The sequence below is a fragment of the Bosea sp. AS-1 genome (genome assembly GCF_002220095.1).
In the GTDB taxonomy this organism is placed as follows: domain Bacteria; phylum Pseudomonadota; class Alphaproteobacteria; order Rhizobiales; family Beijerinckiaceae; genus Allobosea.
Window position 1 is genome coordinate 1 of record NZ_CP022372.1, and the last position, 24,122, is coordinate 24,122.

25 protein-coding genes are annotated in these 24,122 nt (G+C 67.5%); 11 read left to right on the forward strand and 14 right to left on the reverse strand.

Features of this window, described 5'->3' with window-relative positions:
* Positions 1 to 12: 12 nt before the first annotated feature.
* The 5 genes from dnaA to CE453_RS01660 all read left to right on the forward strand — a co-directional run bounded on the left by dnaA (position 13) and on the right by CE453_RS01660 (position 5,089).
* Positions 13 to 1,533 (forward strand): chromosomal replication initiator protein DnaA, encoded by a 1,521-nt coding sequence (gene dnaA, locus CE453_RS01640; protein ID WP_089177630.1) that lies wholly within the window; start codon positions 13 to 15, stop codon positions 1,531 to 1,533.
* Between the two features lie 154 nt (positions 1,534 to 1,687).
* Positions 1,688 to 2,803: a DNA polymerase III subunit beta gene (gene dnaN, locus CE453_RS01645; protein WP_089173011.1), complete on the forward strand. Its 1,116-nt coding sequence runs from the start codon at positions 1,688 to 1,690 to the stop codon at positions 2,801 to 2,803.
* 7 nt (positions 2,804 to 2,810) lie between these two features.
* A complete protein-coding gene (recF, locus tag CE453_RS01650) occupies positions 2,811 to 3,938 on the forward strand; it encodes a DNA replication/repair protein RecF (protein WP_089173012.1) in 1,128 nt (375 codons plus the stop codon).
* Between the two features lie 176 nt (positions 3,939 to 4,114).
* Entirely contained in the window at positions 4,115 to 4,729 is a 615-nt protein-coding gene (locus CE453_RS01655; protein WP_089173013.1) for a LysE family translocator, read from the forward strand.
* Between the two features lie 6 nt (positions 4,730 to 4,735).
* Complete coding sequence (locus CE453_RS01660; RefSeq protein ID WP_089173014.1) at positions 4,736 to 5,089, forward strand: hypothetical protein; 354 nt, start codon at positions 4,736 to 4,738, stop codon at positions 5,087 to 5,089.
* A 15-nt stretch (positions 5,090 to 5,104) separates the two neighbouring features.
* On the opposite strand, the gene CE453_RS01665 is transcribed toward CE453_RS01660, so the two are convergent.
* Complete coding sequence (locus CE453_RS01665) at positions 5,105 to 5,473, reverse strand: Rieske (2Fe-2S) protein (RefSeq protein ID WP_089173015.1); 369 nt, start codon at positions 5,471 to 5,473, stop codon at positions 5,105 to 5,107.
* Positions 5,474 to 5,489: 16 nt separating this feature from the next.
* Positions 5,490 to 6,599, reverse strand: a complete 1,110-nt coding sequence (gene hppD, locus CE453_RS01670) for a 4-hydroxyphenylpyruvate dioxygenase (RefSeq protein ID WP_089173016.1) — start codon at positions 6,597 to 6,599, stop codon at positions 5,490 to 5,492.
* Between the two features lie 120 nt (positions 6,600 to 6,719).
* Between hppD and CE453_RS01675 the strand changes: the two genes are divergently transcribed.
* Both CE453_RS01675 and CE453_RS01680 read left to right on the forward strand, forming a co-directional pair.
* Positions 6,720 to 7,190, forward strand: a complete 471-nt coding sequence (locus tag CE453_RS01675) for an Lrp/AsnC family transcriptional regulator (protein ID WP_089173017.1) — start codon at positions 6,720 to 6,722, stop codon at positions 7,188 to 7,190.
* 131 nt (positions 7,191 to 7,321) lie between these two features.
* On the forward strand, positions 7,322 to 8,101 hold the full coding sequence (locus tag CE453_RS01680; RefSeq protein WP_089173018.1) for a helix-turn-helix transcriptional regulator: 780 nt from the start codon (positions 7,322 to 7,324) through the stop codon (positions 8,099 to 8,101).
* A 31-nt stretch (positions 8,102 to 8,132) separates the two neighbouring features.
* Here CE453_RS01680 and CE453_RS01685 read toward each other — a convergent pair whose 3' ends face one another.
* From CE453_RS01685 to CE453_RS01740, 12 genes are all read right to left on the reverse strand, one after another.
* Positions 8,133 to 8,903, reverse strand: a complete 771-nt coding sequence (locus CE453_RS01685; RefSeq protein ID WP_089173019.1) for an SDR family NAD(P)-dependent oxidoreductase — start codon at positions 8,901 to 8,903, stop codon at positions 8,133 to 8,135.
* A 12-nt stretch (positions 8,904 to 8,915) separates the two neighbouring features.
* The gene (locus tag CE453_RS01690; protein ID WP_089173020.1) at positions 8,916 to 9,746 is read right to left on the reverse strand and encodes an SDR family NAD(P)-dependent oxidoreductase; all 831 of its coding nucleotides are present in this window, start codon (positions 9,744 to 9,746) and stop codon (positions 8,916 to 8,918) included.
* Between the two features lie 25 nt (positions 9,747 to 9,771).
* The gene (locus tag CE453_RS01695; RefSeq protein ID WP_089173021.1) at positions 9,772 to 10,392 is read right to left on the reverse strand and encodes a glutathione S-transferase family protein; all 621 of its coding nucleotides are present in this window, start codon (positions 10,390 to 10,392) and stop codon (positions 9,772 to 9,774) included.
* A gap of 14 nt (positions 10,393 to 10,406) precedes the next feature.
* Positions 10,407 to 12,104 (reverse strand): FAD-dependent oxidoreductase, encoded by a 1,698-nt coding sequence (locus CE453_RS01700; RefSeq protein ID WP_089173022.1) that lies wholly within the window; start codon positions 12,102 to 12,104, stop codon positions 10,407 to 10,409.
* A gap of 13 nt (positions 12,105 to 12,117) precedes the next feature.
* Complete coding sequence (locus tag CE453_RS01705; protein ID WP_089173023.1) at positions 12,118 to 12,861, reverse strand: SDR family NAD(P)-dependent oxidoreductase; 744 nt, start codon at positions 12,859 to 12,861, stop codon at positions 12,118 to 12,120.
* A 129-nt stretch (positions 12,862 to 12,990) separates the two neighbouring features.
* Entirely contained in the window at positions 12,991 to 13,704 is a 714-nt protein-coding gene (locus tag CE453_RS01710; RefSeq protein ID WP_089173024.1) for an ABC transporter ATP-binding protein, read from the reverse strand.
* The gene (locus CE453_RS01715; protein ID WP_089173025.1) at positions 13,697 to 14,482 is read right to left on the reverse strand and encodes an ABC transporter ATP-binding protein; all 786 of its coding nucleotides are present in this window, start codon (positions 14,480 to 14,482) and stop codon (positions 13,697 to 13,699) included. The genes CE453_RS01710 and CE453_RS01715 overlap by 8 nt, the downstream gene beginning before the upstream one ends.
* Positions 14,472 to 15,455 (reverse strand): branched-chain amino acid ABC transporter permease, encoded by a 984-nt coding sequence (locus CE453_RS01720; protein WP_198302231.1) that lies wholly within the window; start codon positions 15,453 to 15,455, stop codon positions 14,472 to 14,474. The genes CE453_RS01715 and CE453_RS01720 overlap by 11 nt, the downstream gene beginning before the upstream one ends.
* A gap of 4 nt (positions 15,456 to 15,459) precedes the next feature.
* Positions 15,460 to 16,362: a branched-chain amino acid ABC transporter permease gene (locus CE453_RS01725; RefSeq protein ID WP_089173026.1), complete on the reverse strand. Its 903-nt coding sequence runs from the start codon at positions 16,360 to 16,362 to the stop codon at positions 15,460 to 15,462.
* A gap of 104 nt (positions 16,363 to 16,466) precedes the next feature.
* On the reverse strand, positions 16,467 to 17,675 hold the full coding sequence (locus CE453_RS01730) for an ABC transporter substrate-binding protein (protein WP_210191863.1): 1,209 nt from the start codon (positions 17,673 to 17,675) through the stop codon (positions 16,467 to 16,469).
* Positions 17,676 to 17,841: 166 nt separating this feature from the next.
* A complete protein-coding gene (locus CE453_RS01735; RefSeq protein ID WP_089173028.1) occupies positions 17,842 to 18,591 on the reverse strand; it encodes a GntR family transcriptional regulator in 750 nt (249 codons plus the stop codon).
* A 104-nt stretch (positions 18,592 to 18,695) separates the two neighbouring features.
* Complete coding sequence (locus CE453_RS01740; protein ID WP_089173029.1) at positions 18,696 to 19,130, reverse strand: MarR family winged helix-turn-helix transcriptional regulator; 435 nt, start codon at positions 19,128 to 19,130, stop codon at positions 18,696 to 18,698.
* A gap of 166 nt (positions 19,131 to 19,296) precedes the next feature.
* Here CE453_RS01740 and hmgA point away from each other — a divergent pair, with 166 nt between their 5' ends.
* The 4 genes from hmgA (at position 19,297) to maiA (ending at position 24,105) form a co-directional block, all read left to right on the forward strand.
* Positions 19,297 to 20,661, forward strand: a complete 1,365-nt coding sequence (hmgA, locus tag CE453_RS01745) for a homogentisate 1,2-dioxygenase (RefSeq protein WP_089173030.1) — start codon at positions 19,297 to 19,299, stop codon at positions 20,659 to 20,661.
* Between the two features lie 147 nt (positions 20,662 to 20,808).
* A complete protein-coding gene (locus tag CE453_RS01750; RefSeq protein WP_248307905.1) occupies positions 20,809 to 22,122 on the forward strand; it encodes an MFS transporter in 1,314 nt (437 codons plus the stop codon).
* 11 nt (positions 22,123 to 22,133) lie between these two features.
* Positions 22,134 to 23,462 carry a fumarylacetoacetase gene (gene fahA / locus CE453_RS01755; RefSeq protein ID WP_089173031.1) on the forward strand — a complete coding sequence of 443 codons (1,329 nt, stop codon included), beginning with the start codon at positions 22,134 to 22,136 and terminating at the stop codon, positions 23,460 to 23,462.
* Positions 23,463 to 23,472: 10 nt separating this feature from the next.
* Complete coding sequence (maiA, locus tag CE453_RS01760) at positions 23,473 to 24,105, forward strand: maleylacetoacetate isomerase (protein ID WP_089173032.1); 633 nt, start codon at positions 23,473 to 23,475, stop codon at positions 24,103 to 24,105.
* Positions 24,106 to 24,122 lie beyond the last annotated feature (17 nt).

Consider the following 24,122-nt stretch of genomic DNA (forward strand, 5'->3'; position numbering starts at 1 on the left):
ATGGGGCCATTGATGTTCGAGCGGCAGGAAATCGGAGACGTGGTCGAGGCGACGCCGGTGGTGGTGACGATCGCAGCCGAGGAGGCTGCTCCGGCGGGGGTGAACGATACGACGATCCAGGACGCCTGGGAGCGCGTGCGGCGGCGTCTGCGCGCCGAGCTCGGCGAGGATGTCTTCTCGAGCTGGTTCGCCCGCCTCGAGCTTGCGGGCATCGTCAACGCCGTGGCCTACCTCACCGTCCCGACCCGCTTCCTGAAGAGCTGGCTCGAAGCCCATTATGCCGAGCGGCTGCGGGTGAACTGCATCGCCGAACTCCCGGCGCCGAACGGCGTGCTGCTCTCCGTTCGTCAGGCCTCGCGCGATGCCACCCCGGCGCCGCTGGCGGAGGCCGTGATCCGCAGCCGCGCTGCAGCCTCGGCTAGCCAGGCGCCTTCGGAGGCGACGAAAGCGGCTGCGGCAAGCGCCCAGCCCGGCGAACCGGAACTGGTCGATGTCTGCGGCACGTCGCTGGACAAGCGCATGAGCTTCCAGAGCTTCGTCGTCGGCAAGTCGAACCAGCTCGCCTTCGCCGCGGCCGAGCGCATCGCCTCGGCGCCTGCCGGCCAGAGCCCCTATAATCCGCTCTACCTCCATGCCGGCGTCGGCCTCGGCAAGACGCATCTGCTGCAGGCCATCGCCCAGGAAGCGCGCCGGCTCGGCAAGCGCGTCGCCTATTTCACGGCGGACCGCTTCATGTACGGCTTCGTCGCGGCGCTGAAGTCGCAGACAGCCCTTGCCTTCAAGGAGAAGCTGCGCGGCATCGACCTGCTCGTCGTCGACGACGTGCAATTCATCCAGGGCAAGTCGATCCAGCAGGAATTCGGCCACACCATCAATGCGCTGCTCGACGCCGGCAAGCAGATCGTCGTCGCCGGCGACCGTCTCGCCGGCGAGCTCGAGGCGCTCGACGAGCGCATCCGCTCGCGGCTCGGCGGCGGCCTCGTCGTCGAGGTCGGCGAGCTCGACGAGGCGCTGCGCGCCAAGATCCTGGCCACCCGGATGGACGCGCTGCAGAGCGCCCATCCCAACTTCCAGGTCAGCCCCGACGTGGTCGCCTATGTCGCCCGCGTCGTCGCGACCAATGGCCGCGACCTCGACGGCGCCGCCAACCGGCTGCTGGCGCACGCCACCCTCTCGGGCCAGCTCGTGACGCTGGAGACGGCGGAGGCGGCGATCCGCGACCTCGTCCGGACGCGCGAACCGCGCCGGGTCAAGATCGAGGACATCCAGAAGCTCGTCGCGACGCGCTACAATGTCAGCCGCGCCGACATCCTGTCGGAACGCCGCACTGCGGCGGTGGTCAAGCCGCGCCAGATTGCGATGTATCTGTCGAAGGCGCTGACGCCGCGCTCGCTGCCCGAGATCGGCCGCCGCTTCGGCGGGCGCGACCACACGACCGTGCTTCATGCGGTGCGCAAGATCGAGAAGGCGATCAGCGAGGACCGCTCGCTGCATGACGAGGTCGATCTGCTGAAGCGCATGCTGCAGGAGTGAGCGGCTCATCCGCTTCACGCCTGTTCTTTCAATTGCTTGTGGTCGCCGGGGCGCGTGGACTTGCGCACCCGGCTGGCGTCCGGCAATGTCGCTGGCCATTCATTCGGCCCGTGCGCTTGCGTGCGGGCGGCCAGCGCCAGAAGACTAGACAATCATGAAGGTCACGGTCGAACGTTCCACGCTGCTCAAGTCGCTCGGGCACGTCCATCGCGTTGTGGAGCGCCGCAACACGATCCCGATCCTGTCGAACCTGCTGCTCAGCGCCGCCGAGAGCGGCCTGCGCCTCAAGGCGACCGATCTCGACATCGAGGTGGTGGAGACGATCCCGGCCGAGGTCGGCGAGCCCGGCGCGACGACCGTTCCCGCCCACACCCTCTACGACATCGTCCGCAAGCTGCCTGATGGCGCGCAGGTTTCGCTGGAGACGACCGGGGATACCGGGCTCGTGCTGCGCTCGGGCCGCTCCCGCTTCCAGCTCCAGACCCTGCCGGAGAGCGATTTCCCGGACATCACCGCCGGCGAGATGGCGCATCGCTTCGTGCTGCCGGCCGGCGAGCTCAAGCGGCTGATCGACAAGACCCAGTTCGCGATCTCGACCGAGGAGACGCGCTACTATCTCAACGGCATCTATCTCCACACCATCGATGTCGATGGCCGCCCGGTGCTGCGCGCCGTCGCGACGGACGGACACCGGCTCGCCCGGGTCGACACTGCTGCCCCGCAGGGTTCGGCCGGCATGCCCGGCGTGATCGTACCGCGCAAGGCCGTCGCCGAGATCCAGAAGCTGCTCGAAGACGGCGAGAACGAGGTCGCGGTCGAGCTCTCGGGCTCGAAAATCCGCGTCGCCACCGCCGATGTCGTGCTGACCTCGAAGCTGATCGACGGCACCTTCCCCGATTATCAGCGCGTCATTCCCAGCGGCAACGACAAGCGCCTGACCGTCGACCGGGGGGATTTCGCCGCATCCGTCGACCGCGTCTCGACGATCTCGTCGGAGCGCGGCCGCGCGGTGAAACTCTCCATGGCCGATGGGCGCATGACGCTCTCGGTGACCAATCCGGACTCCGGCTCCGCGACCGAGGAGATCGAGGTCGATTACGAGGCGAGCCCGCTCGATATCGGCTTCAACGCGCGCTACCTGATGGACATCGCCGCCCAGCTCGACGGCGATACCGCGCTGCTGAAGCTCGCAGATCCCGGCTCGCCGACCGTGATCCAGGACCGCGAAGGCGCCTCCGCGCTCTATGTGCTGATGCCGATGCGCGTCTGATCCGGCCGTGACGGCCGTCGCGCGCCTGATCCTGCAGGATTTCCGTTCCTACGAGGCCCTCGATCTTCCGGTCGAGGGCCAAATCGTTGCGTTGATCGGCGAGAACGGGGCCGGCAAGACCAATATCCTCGAAGCGCTTTCGCTGTTCACGCCGGGGCGAGGCCTGCGCCGCGCCGAACTCGCGAGCATGGCCCGGCAAGGCGGCGACGGCTCCTTCGCCGCATCGATCACGCTTGCCGAGGATGCCGGCCGGCTCGGCATCGGCCTGGGACCGCTGGACGCCGAAGGCCGGCGGCCACGGCTCGCTCGCATCGACGGTGCAGCCGTCGGTTCGGCGCTCGCCTTCAGCGATTATCTGCGCGTGGTCTGGCTGACGCCCGATCTCGACGGGCTGTTTCGTGGCGCCGCCGGCGACCGACGCCGCTTCCTCGACAGGCTGGTGCTCGCCATCGATCCGAGCCACGCGACCCGCTCCAACGCGCTGGAACGGGCACTACGCTCGCGCAATCGCATTCTCGAGGAGAGCCCGGGACAGGGCTCATGGCTCGATGCGGTCGAGCGCGAGGTCGCCGAGCTCGGCGTCGCCGTCGCTGCGGCGCGCGCCGAGACGGTTGCGCGGCTTTCCGCGATCATCGCTGACAGCCGCGACGAAGCCTCGCCCTTCCCCTATGCGGATCTCGCGCTCGCAGGCGAGATCGACGAACTCGTCGCCCGCCTGCCCGCGGTCGATGCCGAGGATGCCTATCGCGACCTGCTGCGCCAGGGGCGACATCGCGACCGCGCCGCCGGACGCACGCTCGCCGGCCCGCAGGCTTCCGACCTCGACGTGCGGCATGGTCCCAAGGACATCCCGGCCGGCCAGGGCTCGACCGGCGAGCAGAAGGCGCTGCTGATCGGCATCGTGCTCGCCCATGCGCGGCTCGTCGCGGCGATGAGCGGCCTGCCGCCGCTCGTCCTGCTCGACGAGGTCGCCGCCCATCTCGACCCGCGCCGGCGCGCGGCGCTCTATGAAGGGCTGACGGGGCTGGGTTGCCAGGTCTGGATGACCGGCGCCGACATCGCCCTGTTCGGCGATCTGCCAGCGGGAGCCCGGCGCTTCGCGATCACGCCGGGCCATGCCGATCCGATCGGGTGATCGATCAGGCCACGCCCTGCGATGGCACGATGACGGCCTTTCCTGCTAGATCATCGCGCGTCCTACCAGACGCGATAACGATGATCTATCTTATTGGCATTGCATCGGATTCCTCTGAAAAGTGGTTTCCGCTTTTCGGTCCGATGCTATAGGATTCGACAGCTCCGGAGCCTGCCATGGAATTCACCAGCCTCGCCCTGTTCGCCGGCGTCTATTTCCTGGCCGTCGCCTCGCCCGGCCCCGGCATCGCCGCACTGGTCGCGCGCTCGCTCTCGACGGGCTTTCGCCGCTCGCTGCCCTTTCTCGCAGGCATCGTCGCAGGGGATATCGTCTGGTTCACGCTCTCGGCGCTGGGCTTGAGCGTGCTGATGCAGAGCTTCCACGGCGTCTTCGTCGCGATCAAATACGCCGGCTGCGCCTATCTCATCTATCTCGCCTTCAAGGCCTGGACCGCACCGGCCGAAGCACCGAAGCCCTCTGCGGCGGCGCGCGGCGAGGGCATCCGCCTCTTCCTTGGCGGAATCGCGCTGACGCTCGGCAACCCGAAGGTGATGGTCTTCTTCCTGTCGATCCTGCCGCTGGTCATCGACCTGAACGCGCTCACTCCGCTCGCCTTCCTCGAAGTCGCGGCGCTGATCACTCCGATCATCAGCCTGACATTGCTCGCTTACGCCTATGCCGCCGACCGGGCGCGCCGCCTCGTCGCCAGCCCGCGCGCGATGCGCTGGATCAACCGGACGACCGGCGGCGTGATGGCGGGAGCCGCCGCCGCGATCGCGACCCGGAGCTGAGCGGCCTTGCTGCTGGCCGCGGGCCTCCTCGATCTCGGCTTTGCGCTGTTCCACGCCGCGTTCTGGCGGCTCTTCGGCTGGCCCGAGCGGCTCGAAGCCTCAGGCCGGCTGAACACCGCGATCACCCAGACGCTCAATGCAATGCTGGGCTTCGTCTTCCTCGTCTATGGCGCGGTGCTGATCTGGCAATCCGGGCAGGCAGGCGTCCCGCCGCTGCTGCCACTGGCCGGTGCCGCCTTCTGGAGCCTGCGGCTCGCCCTGCAATTCGTCTGGTTCGACCTCAAGCCCTGGCCGTCGAAGCTGATCGCCGCATTCTTTGCGGTGACGGCCGTGGTTCACCTGCTGGCAGTCTGGCGCTAGACCGCCCTGCGAGGGTCAGCCGCCGATGCGGATCAGCCCTTCGCGCTCGACCACAGGCACCGGATCGAGCAGATCCGCCCCGTCGCCGGACAGGCAGCCGCCTGTCGCAGCATCGAAGACCGCGCCATGGGCCGAGCACAGGAGCCGCGCTCCATCCGCCGAAAGGACATTGCCGGAGCGGTAGTCGAGCGGCAGGTACTGGTGCGGGCAGGCGTTGACATAGGCGCTCACGGCCCCGCCGCGCCGGAGCAGCAGGAGCGGGAAGGCGCCCGCAGCCGACTCCACCATCAGGCAGCGCGCGGCCCCCTCACCAACCCAATCGGATTCGCAGACCAGCGCACCTGCGGGAGGTGCGCTGGAATAATCACGCCAGGCGTCACTCATCGATGACGGGACTCATTCAGGCCGCCGTGCTCTTGAGCACGCCGCGCCTGATCTGATCCTCCTCGATCGACTCGAACAGGGCCTTGAAATTACCCTCGCCGAAGCCGTCATCGCCCTTGCGCTGGATGAACTCGAAGAAGATCGGCCCAATCACCGTCTTGGAGAAGATCTGCAGCAGCACGCGGGTCTCGCCGCCGCCGACCACGCCCTCGCCGTCGATGAGGATGCCGCGCTTCCTCAAGCGATCGAGCGGCTCCTGATGGCCCTTCACCCGGCTTTTCGACTTCTCGTAATAGACGTCGGGCGGGCCCGGCATGAATTCGAGGCCGGCCGCGGCGATCGCGTCGGTGCCGGCGTAGATATCGTTGGTAGCGATGGCGATGTGCTGGATGCCCTCGCCCTTGTACTCGCGCAGATATTCCTCGATCTGGCTGCGATCGTCGGCGCTCTCGTTGATCGGGATGCGGATCTTGCCGTCCGGCGAAGTCAGCGCCCGGCTCGTCAGCCCGGTCATCTTGCCGGCGATGTCGAAATAGCGGATTTCGCGGAAATTGAAGGTGTCGTGGTAGAATTTGTACCAGGTATCCATATTCCCGCGCACCACGTTGTGCGTGAGATGGTCGAGGTAGAAGAAGCCGAAACCCTCGGGCTTCGGATTGGGCTCGCCGAGCCATTCGAACTCGGCATCATAGGCCGAGCCCGCCTCGCCATAGGTCTCGATGAAGTAGAGCAGCGAGCCGCCGATACCGATGACCGCCGGCACGTCGAGCGATTTGCCCGGCCCGGTATACTCCTTGGCGCCGAGATCGAGCGCGCGCTTCAACGCATGCTGCGCGTCCACCACCCGCCAGGCCATCGCCGGAGCGCAGGGGCCGTGCTCGGCGACGAAACGGGAGGCGTGGCTGTCGGGCTCGCGGTTCAGGAGATAGTTGATGTCGCCCTGGCGGTAGAGGGTGATGTCCCTGGTCCGGTGCCGGGCGACGGGAGCGAAACCCATCTGCCGGAAGAGCTTGTCGAGCTTCTCGGGCTCGGGATGGGCGAACTCGACGAACTCGAAGCCGTCGGTGCCCGCCGGGTTGGTCTCGCTGATCGTGGCCTTGGGGGCGTCATGCGGAAAGGGGCCCATCCTGCATCCTCCTGATGGTGCTATTACCGACGAGAGTGAGGCAGTTCCGGCGCGAGGGGCTTGCAAACTGGGCACGCGCGCCGGAGGATTTGCACGTTCCGTGCATCGGAGGCGCTCCTCATGCTTCAAAACGAGATCGATCGTTTCGACCGTGCAATTCTGAAAGCGTTGCAGGACAATGCCGCGCTCACCAATGCCGAACTCGGCGAGATCGTGAACCTCTCGCCCTCGCAATGCTCGCGACGGCGCGCGCGGCTGGAAGAGAGTGGCGTGATCGCAGGCTATGCGGCGAAGCTCGACGCCACGGCGCTGGGCTTCGGCCTGAAGGCGATCACCCGCGTCAACCTGTCGTCGCACAGCGAGCGAAACGCCGAATCCTTCGCCGATTTCCTGGCCCGGCATGAGGAGATCCGCCAGGCCTTCTCGGTCTCGGGCGACGCCGATTACGTGCTCGTCATCGTCACGCGCGATCTGGCCGCCTTCGCCCAGTTCATCCACGGGCATCTGCTGCCGCATCCGCAGGTCGGCCGTGTACAGTCCGAGATCGTGCTGATGAACCTCAAGGACGAGGCGGGGCTGCCGATCACATGATGCCGATCGGGCGCTTCAACTTTGCGCACGAGTTTGCATGCGAAGCCGGCTGCTGATATCGCTTCTCGTCTTGAAGGCTTCCGCCGCCGGCCCGCCGCCGCGCTGAAAGAGAAGCCGGCGGGAGGTTGGACATGCAGCTTCTGGCCATTCAGCAGGCCATGGCCGCGAGCAGTATCCTGGCGACGATGCCGCAGGTCATCGAGAGCGTCGGCCGGCCCGGTTTCTCGGCCGGATTGTTCGATATCGCGCGCCGCTTCACCGGGACGGAAATCGTCACCGCCTTCGTCACGGCGCCGGATGGCATCGTCCATACGCTGCTCGCCGAGAACCGGCAGGAACCCGGCAAGGCTGCGCTCGATGTCGCGCGCCGCTATGTTTCCCGCCACTGGCGCGCCGATCCGGCCAACACCATCGCGCTCGACGAGAGCAGCAGTCGCGATTGCTGGGGCGTCCGCATGCGGGCCAACGACATCGCCAACCCGTCCTACCGCAGCGAATGCTATTTCTCGGTCGGCCTGTCGGAGCGCTTCTCGCTGATCCAGCGGCGGACCGGCGGTACGATGCGGCTCAGCATCTATCGTGGCCGCAAGGAGAGCTTCAGCGACCAGGAGATCGCGCATCTCGTCGAAAGCGCGCCGCTGCTGATGGCGGCGCTCTGGCGCCATTACGAGGCGGAGCGGCCGGCCGAGCACCGCGCGCTCCCGGCCTTCCAGGCGCGGCTGGCAGCCGTCGCGCCCGGCCTCTCGAAGCGCGAGCGCGACGTCTGCGCGCTGATCGCGAGCGGCCTGACCTCGGAGGGCATCGCGCTCGAGCTCGGCGTCGGCATCAACACCGTGCTGACCTACCGCAAGCGCGCCTATGCGAGGCTCGGCATTTCCTCGCAGAACGAGCTGATGCGCATCCTGATGTGAGGTGGGCCATGTCGGTGGCCCGGCCCTCGGCTCAGGCCATGCGATAGCCGCCGTTCACGTCGATCGTCGCGCCGGTGATGTAGGAGGCCTGCTCCGAAAGCAGGAAGGAGACCGCTCCCGCGATGTCCTCCGGCGTTCCGAGCCGTCCGAGCGGCACGGCCTGCGCCAGCGTCTCCATCGAGCCCGGCGCGGCCGAGCGCGGCGTCGCCGCCGCCAGCATCGGCGCGTCGATGACGCCGGGCGCGACGCAGTTCACGGTGATGCCCAACGACGAGAGCTCGCGCGCCATCGCCTTGGTGAAGCCGAGGATCGCCGATTTCGAGGAGATATAGCTGGCCGAGCCACGATAGCCGCCGAGTTCCGCCGCAACCGAGCTGGTGGTGGTGACGCGGCCGCCCTCGACCGGCTGCGCGCGACGGCGCCGCGCATAGGCGCGGATGCTGAGGAAGACGCCGCGCGTGTTGACCGCATGGGTCTTCTCCCAGTCGTCGAGCGTCATGTCGAAGATGGTGGGCCGCTCGCCATCAGCCGCCATCAGCAGGATGCCGGCGTTGCAGACCAGCGCGGTGACCGGGCCATGCGCCGCCTCGACGCCGTCGAAGAGGGCCTCCACGGAAGCCTCGTTCGCAACATCGACGGCCCAGCCGCTGTGGCCTTCGCCGGGCAGCGCGGCGGCAACGGCTGCCGCGGGCTCCTTGGTCAGATCGCAGACGGCGACGCGCCAGCCATCGGCGGCGAGCCTGTGGGCGATGGCGGCGCCGATTCCGCGCCCGGCACCGGTGACGAGGGCGAGCTTGCTCATCTTAGCTTCCGATCATTCGCTGTAGACACCCTGCGCGAGCAGGGCCTTCGAGGAGAAATCGCGGCCATGGCCGCGGGTGAAGAAGCCGGCCGAGACACCGCCATCGGCCATCAGCAGCGCACCGTTGACGTAGCTCGCGAGGTCCGAGAGCAGGAACAGGCAGAGATTTGCGATCTCGCCGGGCTGCGCGAGGCGCCCGAGCGGCGTGCGGTCTTCCATCACGCCGGTCACGAAGCTCTCGGGAATGCCGGCACGGATCATCGGCGTGTCGGTCGCGCTCGGGCCGATGCAGTTCACCCGGACGCCATGCGAGCCCCATTCGATCGCGAGATCGCGGGTCAGGCCGACGACGCCGGCCTTGGAGGCGCAATAATGGGCCCGACCCGACTGACCGCCGAGCGAAGAGGTCGAGCCGATGGTGACGATGGCGCCACGGCCGCGTGCGACCATGCGCCTGCCCGCCGCCTGGCAGGAATAGAAGGTGCCGGAGAGGTTGACGCCGATCACCGCCTCCCAGCTTTCGGAAGCGAGCTCAGTCGCCGGTGCCGGGCGCGAGATGCCGGCCGCGGTGATCAGGCCGTCGAGCGGACCGAGGTCGCGCTCGATGCTCTCGACCGCCGCGTCGGTGGCAGCAGGATCGCGCACGTCGAAGTTCGCTGCGACGGCGCGAGCGCCCAGCGCCTCGATCTCGCGGGCCGTCGCGGCGGCACCCTCGGCATTGGCGTCGGCCACGGCGACGGCCGCACCCTCGCGCGCCAGCGCCAGCGCACAGGCCCGGCCGATGCCGGAGGCGCCGCCGGTGATCATGACGGTACGGCCGGAAAGGCCGAGATGCGCGTCCATGGCCGCCTCCAGGTCGATTCCGGCCTCAGCCCAGCTTCTGGCCGGCGAAGGCGGGGCGCTGCGACAAGCGTTCGAACCAGGCCGCGGCCTGCGGGCGGCCCTCACGCCAGTTCAGATCGGCGAAGCGCAGGTCGAGATAGGACAACGCACAGAAGAAGGTGATCGTGCCGATATCGACGCGGTCGCCGAACGTCGGCGCCTTGCCCTCGATCAGGTCGAGCGTGGCATGGACCTTGGCGAGTTGACCATCGATCCAGCGCTGCCAGCGCTGCTCTTCGCTACGCAGGAGGCCCTCGTAGCGCGCAGCCAGAGCTGCATCGAGCAGGCCGTCGCCATAGCTTTGCTCGGTCAGGGCGTTCCAGCGCGCGGCCGGCTCGGCCGGGAAGAGCGAGCCGCCGCCGAGCCGGTCGAGATATTCGCAGATGACGCGGCTGTCGGCGATCGTCGAGCCGTCCTCAATCAGCAGGGTCGGGACCTGGCCGAGCGGGTTGGTCTTGATGATGTTCTGCTCGCGCGCCAGCGGGCCGCCGGCCTTGTACTCCTGCGAGACGTCGAGCATCTCGATCCGGCCGAGCAGGCCCAGCTCCGCGGCGGCGATCCGGACTTTGAGGACGAAGGGCGAGGTGGCGGACTGATAGAGCTTCATCGCGGCAATCTTTCTCAACGAGGGAAGTGGTCGGTCTCGGCGGCGAGCGCACGCCCGGCGATGAAGCCGAAGGTGAGCGCCGGGCCGAGCGTAATTCCGGCGCCGGGATAGGCGCCCGCCATGATCGAGTTCATGTCGTTGCCGGTGGCATAGAGGCCGGGGATCGGGCGCTCGTCGCGGCCGAGCACGCGGGCCTGCGGGTCGCAGGTCAGGCCGGTCGCCGTGCCGATATCGCCGGGCCAGACCTTCACCGCATAGAACGGTCCTGTTTCGATCGGCCCGAGGCAAGGATTGGGCTTGTTGTTGGGGTCGCCGAGATAGCGGTTGTACTCGCTCGAGCCCTTGCCGAAGGCAGCATCCGTGCCGGAGCGCGCCGCCTCGTTCATGCCTGCGACGGCTGCGGACAGCGCAGGCATCGCCACGCCGATCTGGCCTGCGAGCGCAGCGATGCTGTCGCCCTCGAACAGGTAGCCAGCCTCGACGAAGGCTTTTGGCGTCTTGAGGCCGGGGTGGACGAGGCCGAGCCCGTATTTGCGCAGGAAAACGCTGTCGCAGACGAGGAAAGCCGGCACGGCGCCGCTCGCATGCATCGCCTCGACGAAGCCGTGATAGGAGGTCGCCTCGTTGACGAAGCGGTTGCCCTGGCCGTCGACCGCGATCAGGCCGGGCTTGGCCCGGTCGAGGATCAGATGCGGGAACTGGACCTCGCTGCCGTCCGGCTTCTTCAGCACCGAGACCGGCGTCCAGAAGGCCGCGCCGATATTGTCGTCGCGCAGGGCACCGCCGACGGAGAGGCCCAGATTGATGCCATCGCCGGTATCCGTCACCGGCGCCATCGAGCGGTGAACCTCGGCATGGGGCATGTGCTCGCGCCGCATCGCGGCATTGGCCGGAAAGCCGCCGCTCGCCAGCACGACGCCGCGCCGCGCGCCGATGCGCCGTTCGCCTTGCGGTGTCTTGACGACGAGGCCGATGGCAGCGCCGTCCTGCTCGATCAGCGCGCCGGCAGCCGTCTTCGTCCGCAGATCGACGCCGGCCAGCCGCGCCGATTTCAGCAGACGCCCGGCCAGCGCATTGCCCATCAGCAGCCTCGCGCCGCGCGGATGACGCAGCCGGTCGCGACCGTATTGCAGCAGCAGCTTCGCGCTGTGCTTGAAGTTCGCGAGGTTGCGGAAGCGGCCGACCAGCGCGTCGATGTCCTTGCGGTTCACCATCATGCCGCCGAGCACGGTAAATTCCTTCAACGGTGGGCGCAGCAGGGCGAAATCCGCGCCGAGATCGTTGCCGTCGTAAGGGGCGGGGTCGATGGTGCGACCGCCCTTGGAAGCGCCGGACTGCTCGGGCTGATAGTCTGGCGAATAGGCGCGCGATTCGAATTTGAGGGCTGTCTCGCGCTCGAAGAAGCGGACCATCTCCGGGCCGTTATCGAGGAAGGCGCGCATCAGGTCCGGCCGCAAGCGGTTGCCGAGCACGGCTTCGAGATAGATCAGCGCCGCTTCGCGGGTATCGGCATGGCCGGCTTTTTGGGCGTGCGGGTTCTCGGGGATCCACATGGCACCGCCCGAGACTGCCGTGCTGCCGCCGATATATTCGCTCTTCTCGACCACGAGCACGTCGAGCCCGGCCTTGGCGGCGGTTATTGCCGCCGAGAGGCCGCCCGCGCCCGAGCCGACCACGACGACGTCGTGGATCTCGTCGAATTTCTCGCTCATCGCCCGGCTCCGCTCAGACGCCCATGCCGCCGCCGAGCGACTTGCCGCCGTCGACGAGCAGGACCTGGCCGTAGATGAAATTGGTGCGCGGCGAGGCGAGGAAGGCGACGGCGTTGGCGATGTCCTCGGGCGCCGCGAGCGCGCCGGTCGGCTGTTGGGCGAGCAGGGCAGCGCGCGCTTCCTCCGACTGCTTCGCCACCATCTCGGTCGCAACCCCGCCCGGCGCCACCGCGTTGACCGCGATACCGCGCGGCAGCAGCTCCATCGCCATCGCCCGCGTCAGCCCGACGACGGCCGCCTTGGAGGCGACGTAATGGGCGTGGTTGCGCGCGCCGAGGAAGGTGCGGGACGAGATGTTGACGATGCGCCCGCCTTTTTCCATCCGCCGCGCCACCGCCTGCGAAAGCAGGAAAAGCGCGGTGACGTTGACATCCATCATCCGGGTGAAGTCGCCCGCGGCGAGATCGAAGAACGGTTTGTTTTCGAAGATGCCCGCGTTGTTGACGAGGGCCTGTGCCACCGGGAGGCGTTCGGCCAGCGCGGCGAGGCCGGCGTGATCGGCGAGGTCGACCGGCTCGAAGAAGACGTCGTGTCCCTGCGCGGTGAGCTCGGCCACGAGCGCGGTGGCGGTTTCCTTCTCGCGGTCCAGGATGCCGACCGCGAAGCCGTCGGCACAGAGGCGCTCGACGATGGCGCGGCCGATGCCACGGGCGCCTCCGGTGACGAGAGCGAGGGGTTTCTCTAGCGGCGTAGCCATGTGCCGGTTCCCGTTTTGAGCATTCGCGTTTCTCCGAACCGCGAATGCTCCATCTCTTTGTTTCGACGCATTTTCTTCACGCGAACCGGTACCCACTTCGCTTGAAAATGCTTTGCGTAACGTCCCGGCTCAGCCGCCGAGATAGGTGCGTCGGACGCTGTCGTCCTGCCGCAGTTTTTCGGAAGGTCCTTCGAGGGCCATCTCGCCGTTCTCGAGAATGTAGGCGTAGCTCGAGCAGCCAAGCGCGACCGCCGCATTCTGCTCGACGAGCAGGATCGTCAGCCCCTCGCGGTTCAGCCGTTCGATGATCGCGAAGATCTGCTGGACGAGCAGCGGCGAAAGCCCGAGCGAGGGCTCGTCGAGCAGGAGCAGCCGCGGCCCGGCCATCAGCGCCCGGCCGATCAGCAACATCTGCTGCTCGCCGCCGGAGAGGGTGCCGGCCTTCTGCTGGAGCCGCTCCTTCAGCTTGGGAAAGTATTCGAACACCCGGTCGAGGTCGCGCCTGATGCCGGCAGCGTCGCTGCGGCGATAGGCACCCATGTCGAGATTCTCGCGCACGCTCATGTCGCGGAAGACCTCGCGGCCTTCGGGCACCTGCAGCACGCCGGCCGAGACGACCTTGTGCGACGGCCAGGACTGGATCTCCTCCCCGGCGAAGCGGATGCGCCCCTTCGTCACCGGTACGAGGCGCGAGACGGTGTTGAGCGTTGTGCTCTTGCCGGCGCCGTTCGAGCCGAGGAGGGCGACGATCGCCCCTTCCGGCACCTTGAGCGAGACCTCCGAGAGCGCCTGGATGCGGCCATAGGCGGCGGAGATGCCATCGATTTCGAGCAGATCAGCCATGAGCCGCCTCCTGAGCCGCCTCGCGGCCGAGATAGGCTTCGATCACAGCCGGGTTGGCGCGGATCTCGGCCGCCGTGCCCTCCGCGATCTTGGTGCCGAAGCTCAGCACGGTGATGCGGTCGGAGATCGACATGACGAGCTGCATGACGTGCTCGACCAGGAGGATGGTGAGGCCGTCGCGGTCGCGCAATTCGCAGAGCAAGCGGTCGAGCGCGGCGATCTCGCGGTTGCGCAAGCCGGCGGCCGGCTCGTCGAGCAGCAGCAGCTTCGGCCGGATCGCCAGCGCGCGGGCGATCTCGACCATCTTCTGGTGGCCGAAGTCGAGATTGCGCGCCTTGGTCTGGGCATAGGCCGTCAGTCCCGTGCGCTCGATCAGGTGCTCGACCTCCTCGACGATGCCGCGCGGGCGGGCGCTGAGCGCATCGCGCCAAGTCCGCCCGGCATGGACATGCGCTCCGATCAGCACGTTCTCGAAGACCGTGAGTTCGGCGAAGAGCTCGAGGTTCTGGAAGCTGCGGGCTATCCCTAAGCCCGCCATCTCGCGAGCCGGCAGGCGGGTGATGTCGCGCCCGTCATAGGTGATGCGGCCTTCGCTCGGCGTGTAGAAACGCGAGATGCAGTTGAAGGTTGTCGACTTGCCGGCGCCGTTCGGGCCGATCAGTGCATGGATCGAGCCCTTCGCCACCGCCATGTCGAGCCCGCCGACTGCGGTCAACCCACCGAAGCGAATGGTCAGGCCCTCGACATCGAGGAAGGGCGCGGCGCTCTCAGCGGCCATGGCGCGCCTCCCGGATGCGCTCGCCGATGAAGGCGAAGAGGCCGTGCGGGGCATACATCATGAACAGCATCAGGATCGCGCCATAGATGATCTCCTGATACTGCGGCGCCTGGCGCAGCACCTCCGAGATCAGCCCGAAGACGATGGCGCCGCCGATCGCGCCCCAGATGGAACCGAGGCCGCCCACGACGACCATGGTCAGCACCAGGATCGTCGTCTGGAAGCCGAGGCTGTCGGGATGGATGAAGGTCTGGAACAGGCCGAACATGCCGCCGGCGAAGCCCGCGACCGCCGCCGAGAGGCCGAAGCCGATGACGCGGGTGCGGCGCACGTCGATGCCCATCGCCATCGCCGCCACCTCCGATTCGCGCACCGCGCGGAAGGCACGGCCGAGCCGCGAGCGCGAGATGACGACGGTGAAGCCGATCGCCAGCAGGCAGAAGAACAACACGAAGGGATAGGCCTGTTTGTCGCTGAGGATCTCGAGCGGGCCGAAGCGGGCCGGGCTGATGCGCAGCCCGTTCGGGCCGTTGGTGACGCTGTCCCAGTTGGCGAAGACCCATTGCATCGCCTCGCCGAAGGCGAAGGTGGCGAGCGCGAGATAGATGTCGCGCATGCGCAGCGCCAGCGCGCCGATGAACAGGCCGACCGCACCGGCGACCAGCGCGCCGAACAGCATGGCGAAGGGATAGGGCAGGTCGACCGCGCGGTTGGCGAGCGCGCTCGCATAGATGCCGATGCCGTAGAAGGCGGCATGGGCCATCGAGAACTGGCCGGTCTCGCCGATGACGATGTGCAGGCCGAGGCAGAGCACGACGAAGACCAGCAGCAGATTGGCGATGTAGACGACATAGCCCGTGGTGAAGATCGGCAAGGCGACGGCGGCGATCGCCACCGCTACCAGCCCTGCCAGGACAGGCCCGGAGAGCGCACGTCTCGCTGGCGCTGTCGATGCGAGGGGGGAGGACGACACGGGCTCAGACCTTCTTGATCGTCAGCTTCCCGCCGAACAGGCCCTGCGGGCGCAGGACGAGCACGATCAGGATGGCGAGGAAGGGGGCGAGCACGATGGCGCGCGAGGAAATGAACAGCCCGACCAGATTCTCGACGATGCCGATGACGAAGCCGCCGACCACGGCACCGGGCAGGCTGGAGAAGCCGCCGACGATCGCCGCCGCGAAGGCGAGCATGACGATGGAGCCCATATCGGCGGTCATCAGGATTTTTGGCGAGATCAGCAGCGCGGCAATGGCGGAGATGACGCCCGAGAGGCCCCAGATCAGCATGTGGCAGCGGCGCAGGTCGACGCCAACGAGCTGGGCGGCCTTGGGATTCATGCCGACGGCGCGCATGGCGCGGCCGGTCTTGGTGTAGTTGAACATCCAGAAGAAGGCCGCCATCACCACGACCGCGGTGCCGAAGATGGCGAGGTCGAGCAGCGTCACCGAGGCCTGGCCGATCATGACGGAATCGGTCGGGACCAGGGCCGGGAAGGAGCGCGGCGTGTCGCCGAAGCCGGTGCGGCGCACGAGGCCTTTCAGCACATAGGACAGGCCGAGCGTCGCGATGACGAGATAGACGAGATCCTTGGCCGATTTCGCGACCTGGTCGAGCACGAAGCGGCGGAACAGCGCCATGGCGAGGAAGGCGATGACGAGCGTCGCCGGCAGCACGATCCAGATCGGCAGCTGCTGGAAGACGAAGAGATAGAGCGCGACATAGCCGGCCGCCATGAAGACCTCGCCCTGGGCGAAATTCGGCACGTCCGAGGTCTTGAAGATCACGACGATGGCGAGCGCGAGCAGGGCATAGACGCTGCCCGAGACGAGGCCCGAGGCGATGCCTTGCTGCAGGAAGATCAGGGCGAGTTGCAGATCCATGTCCGGCCCGATGCTCAGGTCAGGGAAGGGCGGCGGCGCTCAAGGCCGCCACCCGGTCTTGTCGAGGCGAGGCTGGCCAGTCTCGCCCGTGGCGATCGTCGCGGTTATTTGGCCTGATAGGTCCAGCGGCTGGTGAAGACGCCCGGCAGCGGGGTCATCGTGTTGCCGTCGTATTTGATGAAGATCGTCGAGCGGTTGGCGGCGCGCTGCTCGGGACCGAACTGCATCCGGCCAGCCATGACGCCCGAGTCGAAATCCTGCGTCTTGAGCGCGGCGAGGACCTTCTCGCGGGTCGGGTTCGGGCCGGCATCCTGCAGCGCCTTGACCAGCGACATCGCCGGCGGAATGCCGTAGGGCATATAGGTCTGCGGATGGTCCGGCTTGGCGGCGAGGTCGGGATAGGCCGCCTTGTACATGTCGTAGATCGGCTTCAGCTTCGCACCGCCGGGCGAGTCGACCATGACCTCCTGGGTGTAGAAGTTCTTGAGCGCGTCCTTGCCGACGTTCTCGGCGAGCTGGTTGAGGCTCGCCGTGCCGGTGACGGAGAGGATGATCGGCTTGTTGAAGCCCATCTCCTGCGCCTTCTTGATCAGCAGCGCGGCCGGGCGGGCATAGGTGACCAGCAGGATCGCATCCGGATTGGCGGCACGGACCTTCAGGAAGGGCGCGGTGACGTCGTTGATGCTCGGGTTGACCGACTCGACCACGAGCTTGACGCCGTTGACCTCGGCATCCTTCTTCGAACCTTCGAGGTTCCAGGCGCCATAGGCGTCGTCATGATTGATGTAGGCGACGGTCTTGGCGCCGAACTGCTTGGCCGCGAACTCGATCATCGCGCCGCCAACGGCATATTGCGAGATCGAATAGGCGCCGAAGATGTAGTCGGTCGGCGGGAAGAGCGCGCCGTCGCCCGATGCGTTGAGCATCAGGTAGGGCACCTTGTTGCGCACGACGTAGTCCTTGGCGGCGACGACGGCAGCCGAGCAGGAGCCGCCATTGAGCATGAAGACCTGGTCCTGCTCGACGAGCTTCTTCACGGCCGCGACAAGATCGTTGGCGTTGCAGCGATCGTCCTCGACGACGTACTCGATCTTGCGGCCGTGGATGCCGCCTTCCTTGTTGATCTTGTCGTAGTACATCTTCGCCGCGTTCACGACGTCGAAGCCATAGGCCATGTTCGGCCCCGAGAGCGGCCCGAAGATGCCGATCTTGATGGTCTTGTCGGTGATGCCGGGCTCCTCAGCCCTGGCGGCGAAGCTCGTCATCAGGCTTGCGGCCAGCGCCAGACCGGCTGCGACTCGCGTGATCCTCATCATCTCTCTCCCTGGTCGTCGATAGGTCTTGTCGTTGAGGTCAGTCCCACGGCGACACCGCAGCCCAGCCTTGCAGCGATCATAGCCATGGCGGCGGCGGCTTCTGTCACAGCGGCTTGGGACATGCGGGGACGCGCGGCATCCCGAGCTCCGGGAACGGGCCGGATCACGGCGTCTCCCCGGGTGTGACATGCAGCGGCGCGAGCGAAGGGGCGTCGGGCGACGGGTAGGACAGCTTCTCGAAGATGTGGAAGGTGCGCATGATGTGGCTGCGCATGGCCTGCTCGGCGCGATCCCCGTTGCGCGCCTGCAGCGCTGCGACGATGGCCGCGTGATCCTCGTTGCTGAGGCGGAACTCCTCCGGTGAGGTCATGCGCGCCACCGAGCCGTTGAAGTAGAAGCGGCCCGAGCGCAGGATCGCGTCCCGTAGCTTCCCGTTGCGCGCGGCGGCGACGATGATGCCGTGGAATTCGCGGTTGGTCTCGACGCGAGCCTTGTCGTCAGCCGGGTCGATGGCAAGCCGGCGGGCATGCACGGCGGCAGCGGCAGCGATCTCGGCATCGGTGGCGCGTTCCGCCGCGAGCCTTGCCGCATAACCTTCCAACGCCGCCCGGACCTCGGAATTCTCCCCGGCTTCGAGCGCCGTGATCTCGCGCACCGCCCAGCCGCGCTTGCGCGGCAGGATCAGCTGCTCGACGGCGAGCCGCTGCAGCGCCTCTCGCACCGGCGTACGGCTGACGGCGAGCGCGGCCGCGATATCGGCCTCGATCAGCGGTTCGTTCGGGCGGATCTCGCCGGACAGGATCGCGCTGCGCAGCGTCTCGTAGACATCGCCCGAGCGCCGGCGCCCGGAGACGCCGCTCTCCGCTGTCGCCGCAGGAGGCTCTGAAGCCGGAAAGCTGAAGCGTTTCTGCATGCGGCTCAGTGATCCATGACCCTCGATGGTGGTCAGGATGCCGCCAATCCGCCTCGGCCGCTGTCACCATGGCAGGGGACATGTCGTCCCGCTTCGCCCTCGTCTCAGCGCTTGTCGAAGGTCAGCTCCAGATGGCGAAGCGCCTTGAGCAGCCGGTCGGCGTCGGGGCCGAGCGTCTCCAGGATCCTGGCCTCGAAGGCCAGCGCCCGCGGGATGATCTCGGCATAGGTCTTCCGCCCCAGCGGCGTCAGGCGTAGAATTTCCTCGCGCCGGTCGTCGGGACTTTCGTGCCGGGTGAGCCAGCGGCGCTCCTCCAGGGCGCGGACGGCGCGACTGACCTTGGTCTTATGCATCGCCGAATGCGCGCCGATCTCCTTGGCGCTCATCGTCTCGAACTGGCCGAGCGTCGCCAGCACCCGCCATTCCGGCACGGTCAGGTCGTGATGCGGGCCATAGACGGCACGGAAGGCCTGCGACACCGCGGCCGAGAGCCGGTTGAGGCGATAGGGCAGGAACTCTTCGAGGGCGAGCTTCGTCATCGCTTGTTAGTTACAAAATCGACGGTTACCGCTGCAACGATATCGCGGTTCCCATGCCGAAGGAACGATCCGAGGCGGTGGAGGCGGAAGGGCACCGAAAGTCACCTATCCGCATCACGGGAACAAGACCACGTCGAAGACGGCGGTTCTCTCCGGGAGAAGAATCATGAACGTCCAGAATCCTGCAGTCCAGGCGAGCGATCGCAAGCTCGAGAGCGCCATCGCCACCGGCTACATGTCCGGTTTCGGCAACGGCTTCGAGACCGAGGCATTGCCCGGCGCCCTGCCGCTTGGGCGCAACTCGCCGCAGAAATGCGCCTACGGCCTCTATGCCGAGCAGCTCTCCGGCTCCCCCTTCACCGCGCCGCGCACCACCAACGAGCGCTCCTGGCTCTACCGCATCCGCCCGACCGTCGTGCATTTCGGCGATTTCCAGCCCGTCGATATCGGCCTGTGGCAGACGGCCCCGGTGGCGACGCCCGACCTGCCGATCGCGCCCTATCGCTGGGACCCGATCCCGATCCCGGCCGAGTCGCTCAGCTTCGTCGAGGGCGTGCGCACCATGACCACCTGCGGCGATGCCGGCGCGCAGGCCGGCATGGGCGCGCATCTCTACTTCATCACGCGCTCGATGAAGGACGAGTATTTCTACAATTCCGACGGCGAGATGGTGTTCGTGCCGCAGCAGGGGAGCCTGCGCGTCTGGACCGAGTTCGGCATCATCGACATCGAGCCCGGCGAGATCGCCGTCATTCCGCGCGGCGTGAAGATCCGGGTGGAGCTGCGCGGCGGTCCGGCTCGCGGCTATCTCTGCGAGAACTACGGCGGCTCCTTCTCCCTACCGGAACGCGGGCCGATCGGCGCCAACTGCCTCGCCAATCCACGCGACTTCCTCACCCCCGTCGCGGCCTATGAGGATCGCGACGCGCCCTCGAAGATGTTCGTGAAATGGGGCGGCAAGCTCTGGGCCTGCGATCTCGGCCATTCGCCGCTCGACGTCGTCGCCTGGCACGGCAACTACGCGCCCTACAAATACGATCTGCGCAAATATTCGCCGGTCGGGCCGATCCTCTTCGACCATGCGGATCCGTCGATCTTCACCGTCCTGACCTCGCCTTCCGAGACGCCCGGCACGGCCAATATCGACTTCGTCATCTTCTCCGACCGCTGGCTGGTGGCGGAGAACACCTTCCGGCCGCCCTGGTACCACATGAACGTGATGAGCGAGTTCATGGGGCTGGTCTACGGCGTCTACGACGCCAAGACCGGCGGCGGCTTCCAGCCGGGCGGCGCCTCACTGCACAACATGATGCTGCCGCACGGGCCCGACATGGATGCCTTCGAACGCGCCTCGAACGCGGAGCTGAAGCCGCACAAGCTCGAAGGCACGCTCGCCTTCATGTTCGAGACGCGCTTTCCGCAGAAGGTCTCGCAATTCGCGGCCGAAAACCCGGCCTTCCAGAAGAGCTATGCCGGCTACGGCAAGGCGCTGAAGAAATACTTCGACCCCAAGGTACCGGCGCCGAAGTGAGCCCTTGGGCCGCGGCACCCGCCGCGGCCTCATCCTTCCGACAGAAAACCGGACAACGAAAAAACCCGAGCCGCGATCTTCGCGGCTCTCGGCTTTTTTCCAAGCCAGGGCGCGCCAGCCCGACATCCAGGTGAGGAGGACATCCCCGTGAGCGTGCAATCCGTTTCGACCTCGCCTGCCCATAGCAGCCAGGCCGCCCGTATCCGCCTGCTGATCGCGAGCAGCATCGGCACCATCGTCGAGTGGTATGATTTCGCGGTTTTCGCGGTCTGCGCCGCGCTGGTCTTCAACACCGCCTTCTTCCCGGCGACAGACCCGTTCGCGGGGCTCTTGGCGGCCCTGGGGGCGCAGGCCGTCGGCTTCGTCGCCCGCCCTCTCGGCGGCTGGTTCTTCGGCGCGCTCGGCGACCGCATCGGCCGCAAGCGCAGCCTCGTCGCCAGCCTGCTGCTGATGGGCATCTCGACCGTCGCCATGGGCCTGCTGCCGACCTATGCGCAGGCCGGCGTACTGGCGCCGACGCTCCTCGTGATCCTGCGCCTGCTGCAAGGCTTCGCCGTCGGCGGCGAGTCGACCGGGGCGCTGGTCATCGTCGCCGAGAGCCTGCCGGCACGGCAGCGCGGCCTGTGGACCGGCTTCCCGATGATCGGCGGCCCGGCCGGCAACGTCCTCGCCACGGCCGTGATCGGCCTGGTCATCGGCCATTACGGACAAAGCGCCTTCGTCGAATGGAGCTGGCGCATTCCGTTCCTCGCCTCTGCCGTCCTCATCCTGTTCGGCTTCTGGGTGCGCCGCCGCGTCGAGGAATCGCCGGCCTTCGTCGAGCTGAAGGAAAATCGGCAGGAGGTGGCCCATGCGCCGCTGCGCGAAGCGCTTTCGACCCACTCCGCCAGCATGCTGCGCGTCTTCCTAGTCAAGGCCGGCGAGAGCGCCCTGTTCTACCTGTTCTCCACCTTCTTCATCGTGCTCGCGACCGTCTATCTCAAGGCGCCGCGCGGGGCGGCGCTGGACGCCCTGTTCTGGGGCTCGCTGGTCGAGGTCGCGGTGATCCTGCTGGCGGGTGCGGCGGCCGATCGCATCGGGCGCCGCCCCGTCACCCTGCTCGGGCTCGTCGGCGGCGTCGCGGCCGGCTTCTACCTGTTCACGCTGGGCGAAGGCGCATCGGCGGCACAACTCAAGACCGCGACCATGCTGACCCTGACCTTCCACGGCATCATCGTCGGCGGCATGTCGGCCTTCTTCACCGAGCTGTTCCCGGCGCGCGTCCGCTATACGGCGATGTCGACCGCCTATTCCGTCGCCGCCGTGCTGGGCGGTGCCCTGGCGCCGATCATCGGCACCTGGCTTCTCGATTCCTTCCACGCGCCGCTGGCTGTCGGGGTCTATGCGACGCTGATGGTGCTGCCCGCCGTCTGGGCCATGCTGAGCGCCCGCGAAACGCGCGGCGCGGACCTGCTGAAGTGAGTACGACAGAGATGACCGATCAAGCCGCCCTCGCCAACGGCCTCGACGAGACCCATGCCCCGCGCCTGCGCTCCTGGGTGCCCGAGGCCAACGGCCATCCGGTGTTCCCGATCCAGAACCTGCCGCTGGGCGTGTTCTCGCCTCCGGGCGGGACGCCCCGGATCGGCACGGCGATCGGCGACCAGGTGCTCGACCTTGCCGGCCTGCTCGAAGCCGGGCTTCTCACCGGCGCGGCCGCAGACGCCGTCAGGGCCGCCGCGGATGGCAGCCTCAACGGGCTGCTGGCACTCGGCGCCGGTCCACGCAAGGCATTGCGGGCCCGGCTGTCGGAGCTTCTGCGCGAAGGTGCGCCGGAGCGCGACCAGCTCGCTCCGCTGCTGTCCAAGCTCGCGGATTGCACGCTGCATCTGCCGGCGCGCATCGGCGACTACACCGACTTCTATGTCGGCATCCATCATGCGACCGAGGTCGGCAAGCTGTTCCGACCCGACAACCCGCTGCTGCCGAACTACAAATACGTGCCGATCGGCTATCACGGCCGGGCCTCGTCGATCCGGCCGTCCGGCACGCCGGTCCGGCGTCCCAACGGCCAGACCAAAGCCCCGGATGCCGCAGCACCGGTCTTCGGGCCGTCGCGGCGGCTCGACTACGAGCTCGAACTCGGGATCTGGGTCGGGCCGGGCAATGAGCAGGGCGAGCCGGTTCCGATCTCCGCGGCGGGCGACCACATCGCCGGCTTCTGCCTGCTGAACGACTGGTCGGCGCGCGACGTCCAGGCCTGGGAATACCAGCCGCTCGGGCCGTTCCTGGCGAAGAATTTCGCCTCGACCATCTCGCCCTGGATCATTACGCCCGAGGCACTGGCGCCGTTCCGGATCGCGCAGCCCCCGCGTCCGGAAGGCGACCCCGCACCTCTGCCCTATCTCGCCGATGCGGAGGATCAGGCCACAGGCGCCTTCGATCTCGAGCTCGACGTCCTAATCCGGACCGAGGCGATGCGGCGCGACAACCTGCCGGCCCATCGTCTCGCCCGCTCGAACGCCCGGCACATGTACTGGACCGTCGCGCAGATGCTGGCGCATCACACCAGCAATGGCTGCAACCTCATGCCGGGCGACCTGCTCGGCTCCGGCACCATCTCCGGCCCCGACCAGGCCAGCCGCGGCAGCCTGCTGGAGAGCACGCAAGGCGGCCGCACCCCCATCCAGCTGCCCTCCGGCGAGGAACGTCGCTTCCTCGAGGATGGCGACGAGATCGTGCTGAGGGCGCAGGCCCGACGCGACGGCTTCGCCTCGATCGGCTTCGGCGAATGCCGGGCCATCATCCAGCCCGCCCGGTGAGGAGAAAGCGATGAAGCTCTACGGCTACTGGCGCTCGACCTCCTCCTATCGCCTGCGCATCGCGCTCGCCCTGAAGGGCATCGCGGCGGAGCAGGCCTTCGTGCATCTCGTCCGCGGCGAGCAGAAAACCGAGGCCTATCGCGCGCTCAACCCGCAGGGCCGCGTGCCGACGCTGGTGCTCGACGACGGGACGGTGCTCACGCAATCGCCGGCCATCATCGAGTATCTGGAAGAGGTCTTTCCGAATCCGCCGCTCCTGCCCGTCGATCCGGTGGCGCGGGCAAAAGTCCGCGCGGTTGCAGCGATCATCGGCTGCGACGTGCATCCATTGCACAATGTCGGGCCGCTGAACTATCTGCGCGGACCACTCGGCCGCTCGGAGGAGGAGGTCAGCGGCTGGATCGCGACCTGGATCGGACAGGGCTTCGCCGCGATCGAGACGATGATCGGCGGGGACGGTTATTGCTTCGGGCCGACGCCCGGTCTCGCCGATGCCTATCTCGTGCCGCAGCTCTATGCGGCGCGGCGTTTCGGCGTTCCGCTCGAAGCCTATCCACGGATCCTGCGCGTCGAAAAGCTGGCCGAAGAGCACCCGGCCTTCCAGGCCGCGCACCCCGCCAAGCAGGGCGACGCGGCGGCCTGAGGGCCGTCTTCCCCCGG

Excerpts from the sequence above, each read along its gene's own strand:
- fahA (WP_089173031.1), top strand. The coding sequence starts at position 22,134 with ATGACCGATCAAGCCGCCCTCGCCAACGGCCTCGACGAGACCCATGCC.
- CE453_RS01680 (WP_089173018.1), top strand. The coding sequence starts at position 7,322 with ATGCAGCTTCTGGCCATTCAGCAGGCCATGGCCGCGAGCAGTATCCTG.
- CE453_RS01700 (WP_089173022.1), bottom strand. The coding sequence starts at position 12,104 with ATGAGCGAGAAATTCGACGAGATCCACGACGTCGTCGTGGTCGGCTCG.
- dnaN (WP_089173011.1), top strand. The coding sequence starts at position 1,688 with ATGAAGGTCACGGTCGAACGTTCCACGCTGCTCAAGTCGCTCGGGCAC.
- CE453_RS01690 (WP_089173020.1), bottom strand. The coding sequence starts at position 9,746 with ATGGACGCGCATCTCGGCCTTTCCGGCCGTACCGTCATGATCACCGGC.
- CE453_RS01655 (WP_089173013.1), top strand. The coding sequence starts at position 4,115 with ATGGAATTCACCAGCCTCGCCCTGTTCGCCGGCGTCTATTTCCTGGCC.
- CE453_RS01665 (WP_089173015.1), bottom strand. The coding sequence starts at position 5,473 with ATGAGTGACGCCTGGCGTGATTATTCCAGCGCACCTCCCGCAGGTGCG.
- CE453_RS01685 (WP_089173019.1), bottom strand. The coding sequence starts at position 8,903 with ATGAGCAAGCTCGCCCTCGTCACCGGTGCCGGGCGCGGAATCGGCGCC.
- CE453_RS01740 (WP_089173029.1), bottom strand. The coding sequence starts at position 19,130 with ATGACGAAGCTCGCCCTCGAAGAGTTCCTGCCCTATCGCCTCAACCGG.
- CE453_RS01710 (WP_089173024.1), bottom strand. The coding sequence starts at position 13,704 with ATGGCTGATCTGCTCGAAATCGATGGCATCTCCGCCGCCTATGGCCGC.
- maiA (WP_089173032.1), top strand. The coding sequence starts at position 23,473 with ATGAAGCTCTACGGCTACTGGCGCTCGACCTCCTCCTATCGCCTGCGC.
- CE453_RS01675 (WP_089173017.1), top strand. The coding sequence starts at position 6,720 with ATGCTTCAAAACGAGATCGATCGTTTCGACCGTGCAATTCTGAAAGCG.
- CE453_RS01735 (WP_089173028.1), bottom strand. The coding sequence starts at position 18,591 with ATGCAGAAACGCTTCAGCTTTCCGGCTTCAGAGCCTCCTGCGGCGACA.
- CE453_RS01695 (WP_089173021.1), bottom strand. The coding sequence starts at position 10,392 with ATGAAGCTCTATCAGTCCGCCACCTCGCCCTTCGTCCTCAAAGTCCGG.
- dnaA (WP_089177630.1), top strand. The coding sequence starts at position 13 with ATGTTCGAGCGGCAGGAAATCGGAGACGTGGTCGAGGCGACGCCGGTG.
- hppD (WP_089173016.1), bottom strand. The coding sequence starts at position 6,599 with ATGGGCCCCTTTCCGCATGACGCCCCCAAGGCCACGATCAGCGAGACC.
- CE453_RS01730 (WP_210191863.1), bottom strand. The coding sequence starts at position 17,675 with ATGAGGATCACGCGAGTCGCAGCCGGTCTGGCGCTGGCCGCAAGCCTG.
- CE453_RS01715 (WP_089173025.1), bottom strand. The coding sequence starts at position 14,482 with ATGGCCGCTGAGAGCGCCGCGCCCTTCCTCGATGTCGAGGGCCTGACC.
- hmgA (WP_089173030.1), top strand. The coding sequence starts at position 19,297 with ATGAACGTCCAGAATCCTGCAGTCCAGGCGAGCGATCGCAAGCTCGAG.
- CE453_RS01705 (WP_089173023.1), bottom strand. The coding sequence starts at position 12,861 with ATGGCTACGCCGCTAGAGAAACCCCTCGCTCTCGTCACCGGAGGCGCC.
- CE453_RS01725 (WP_089173026.1), bottom strand. The coding sequence starts at position 16,362 with ATGGATCTGCAACTCGCCCTGATCTTCCTGCAGCAAGGCATCGCCTCG.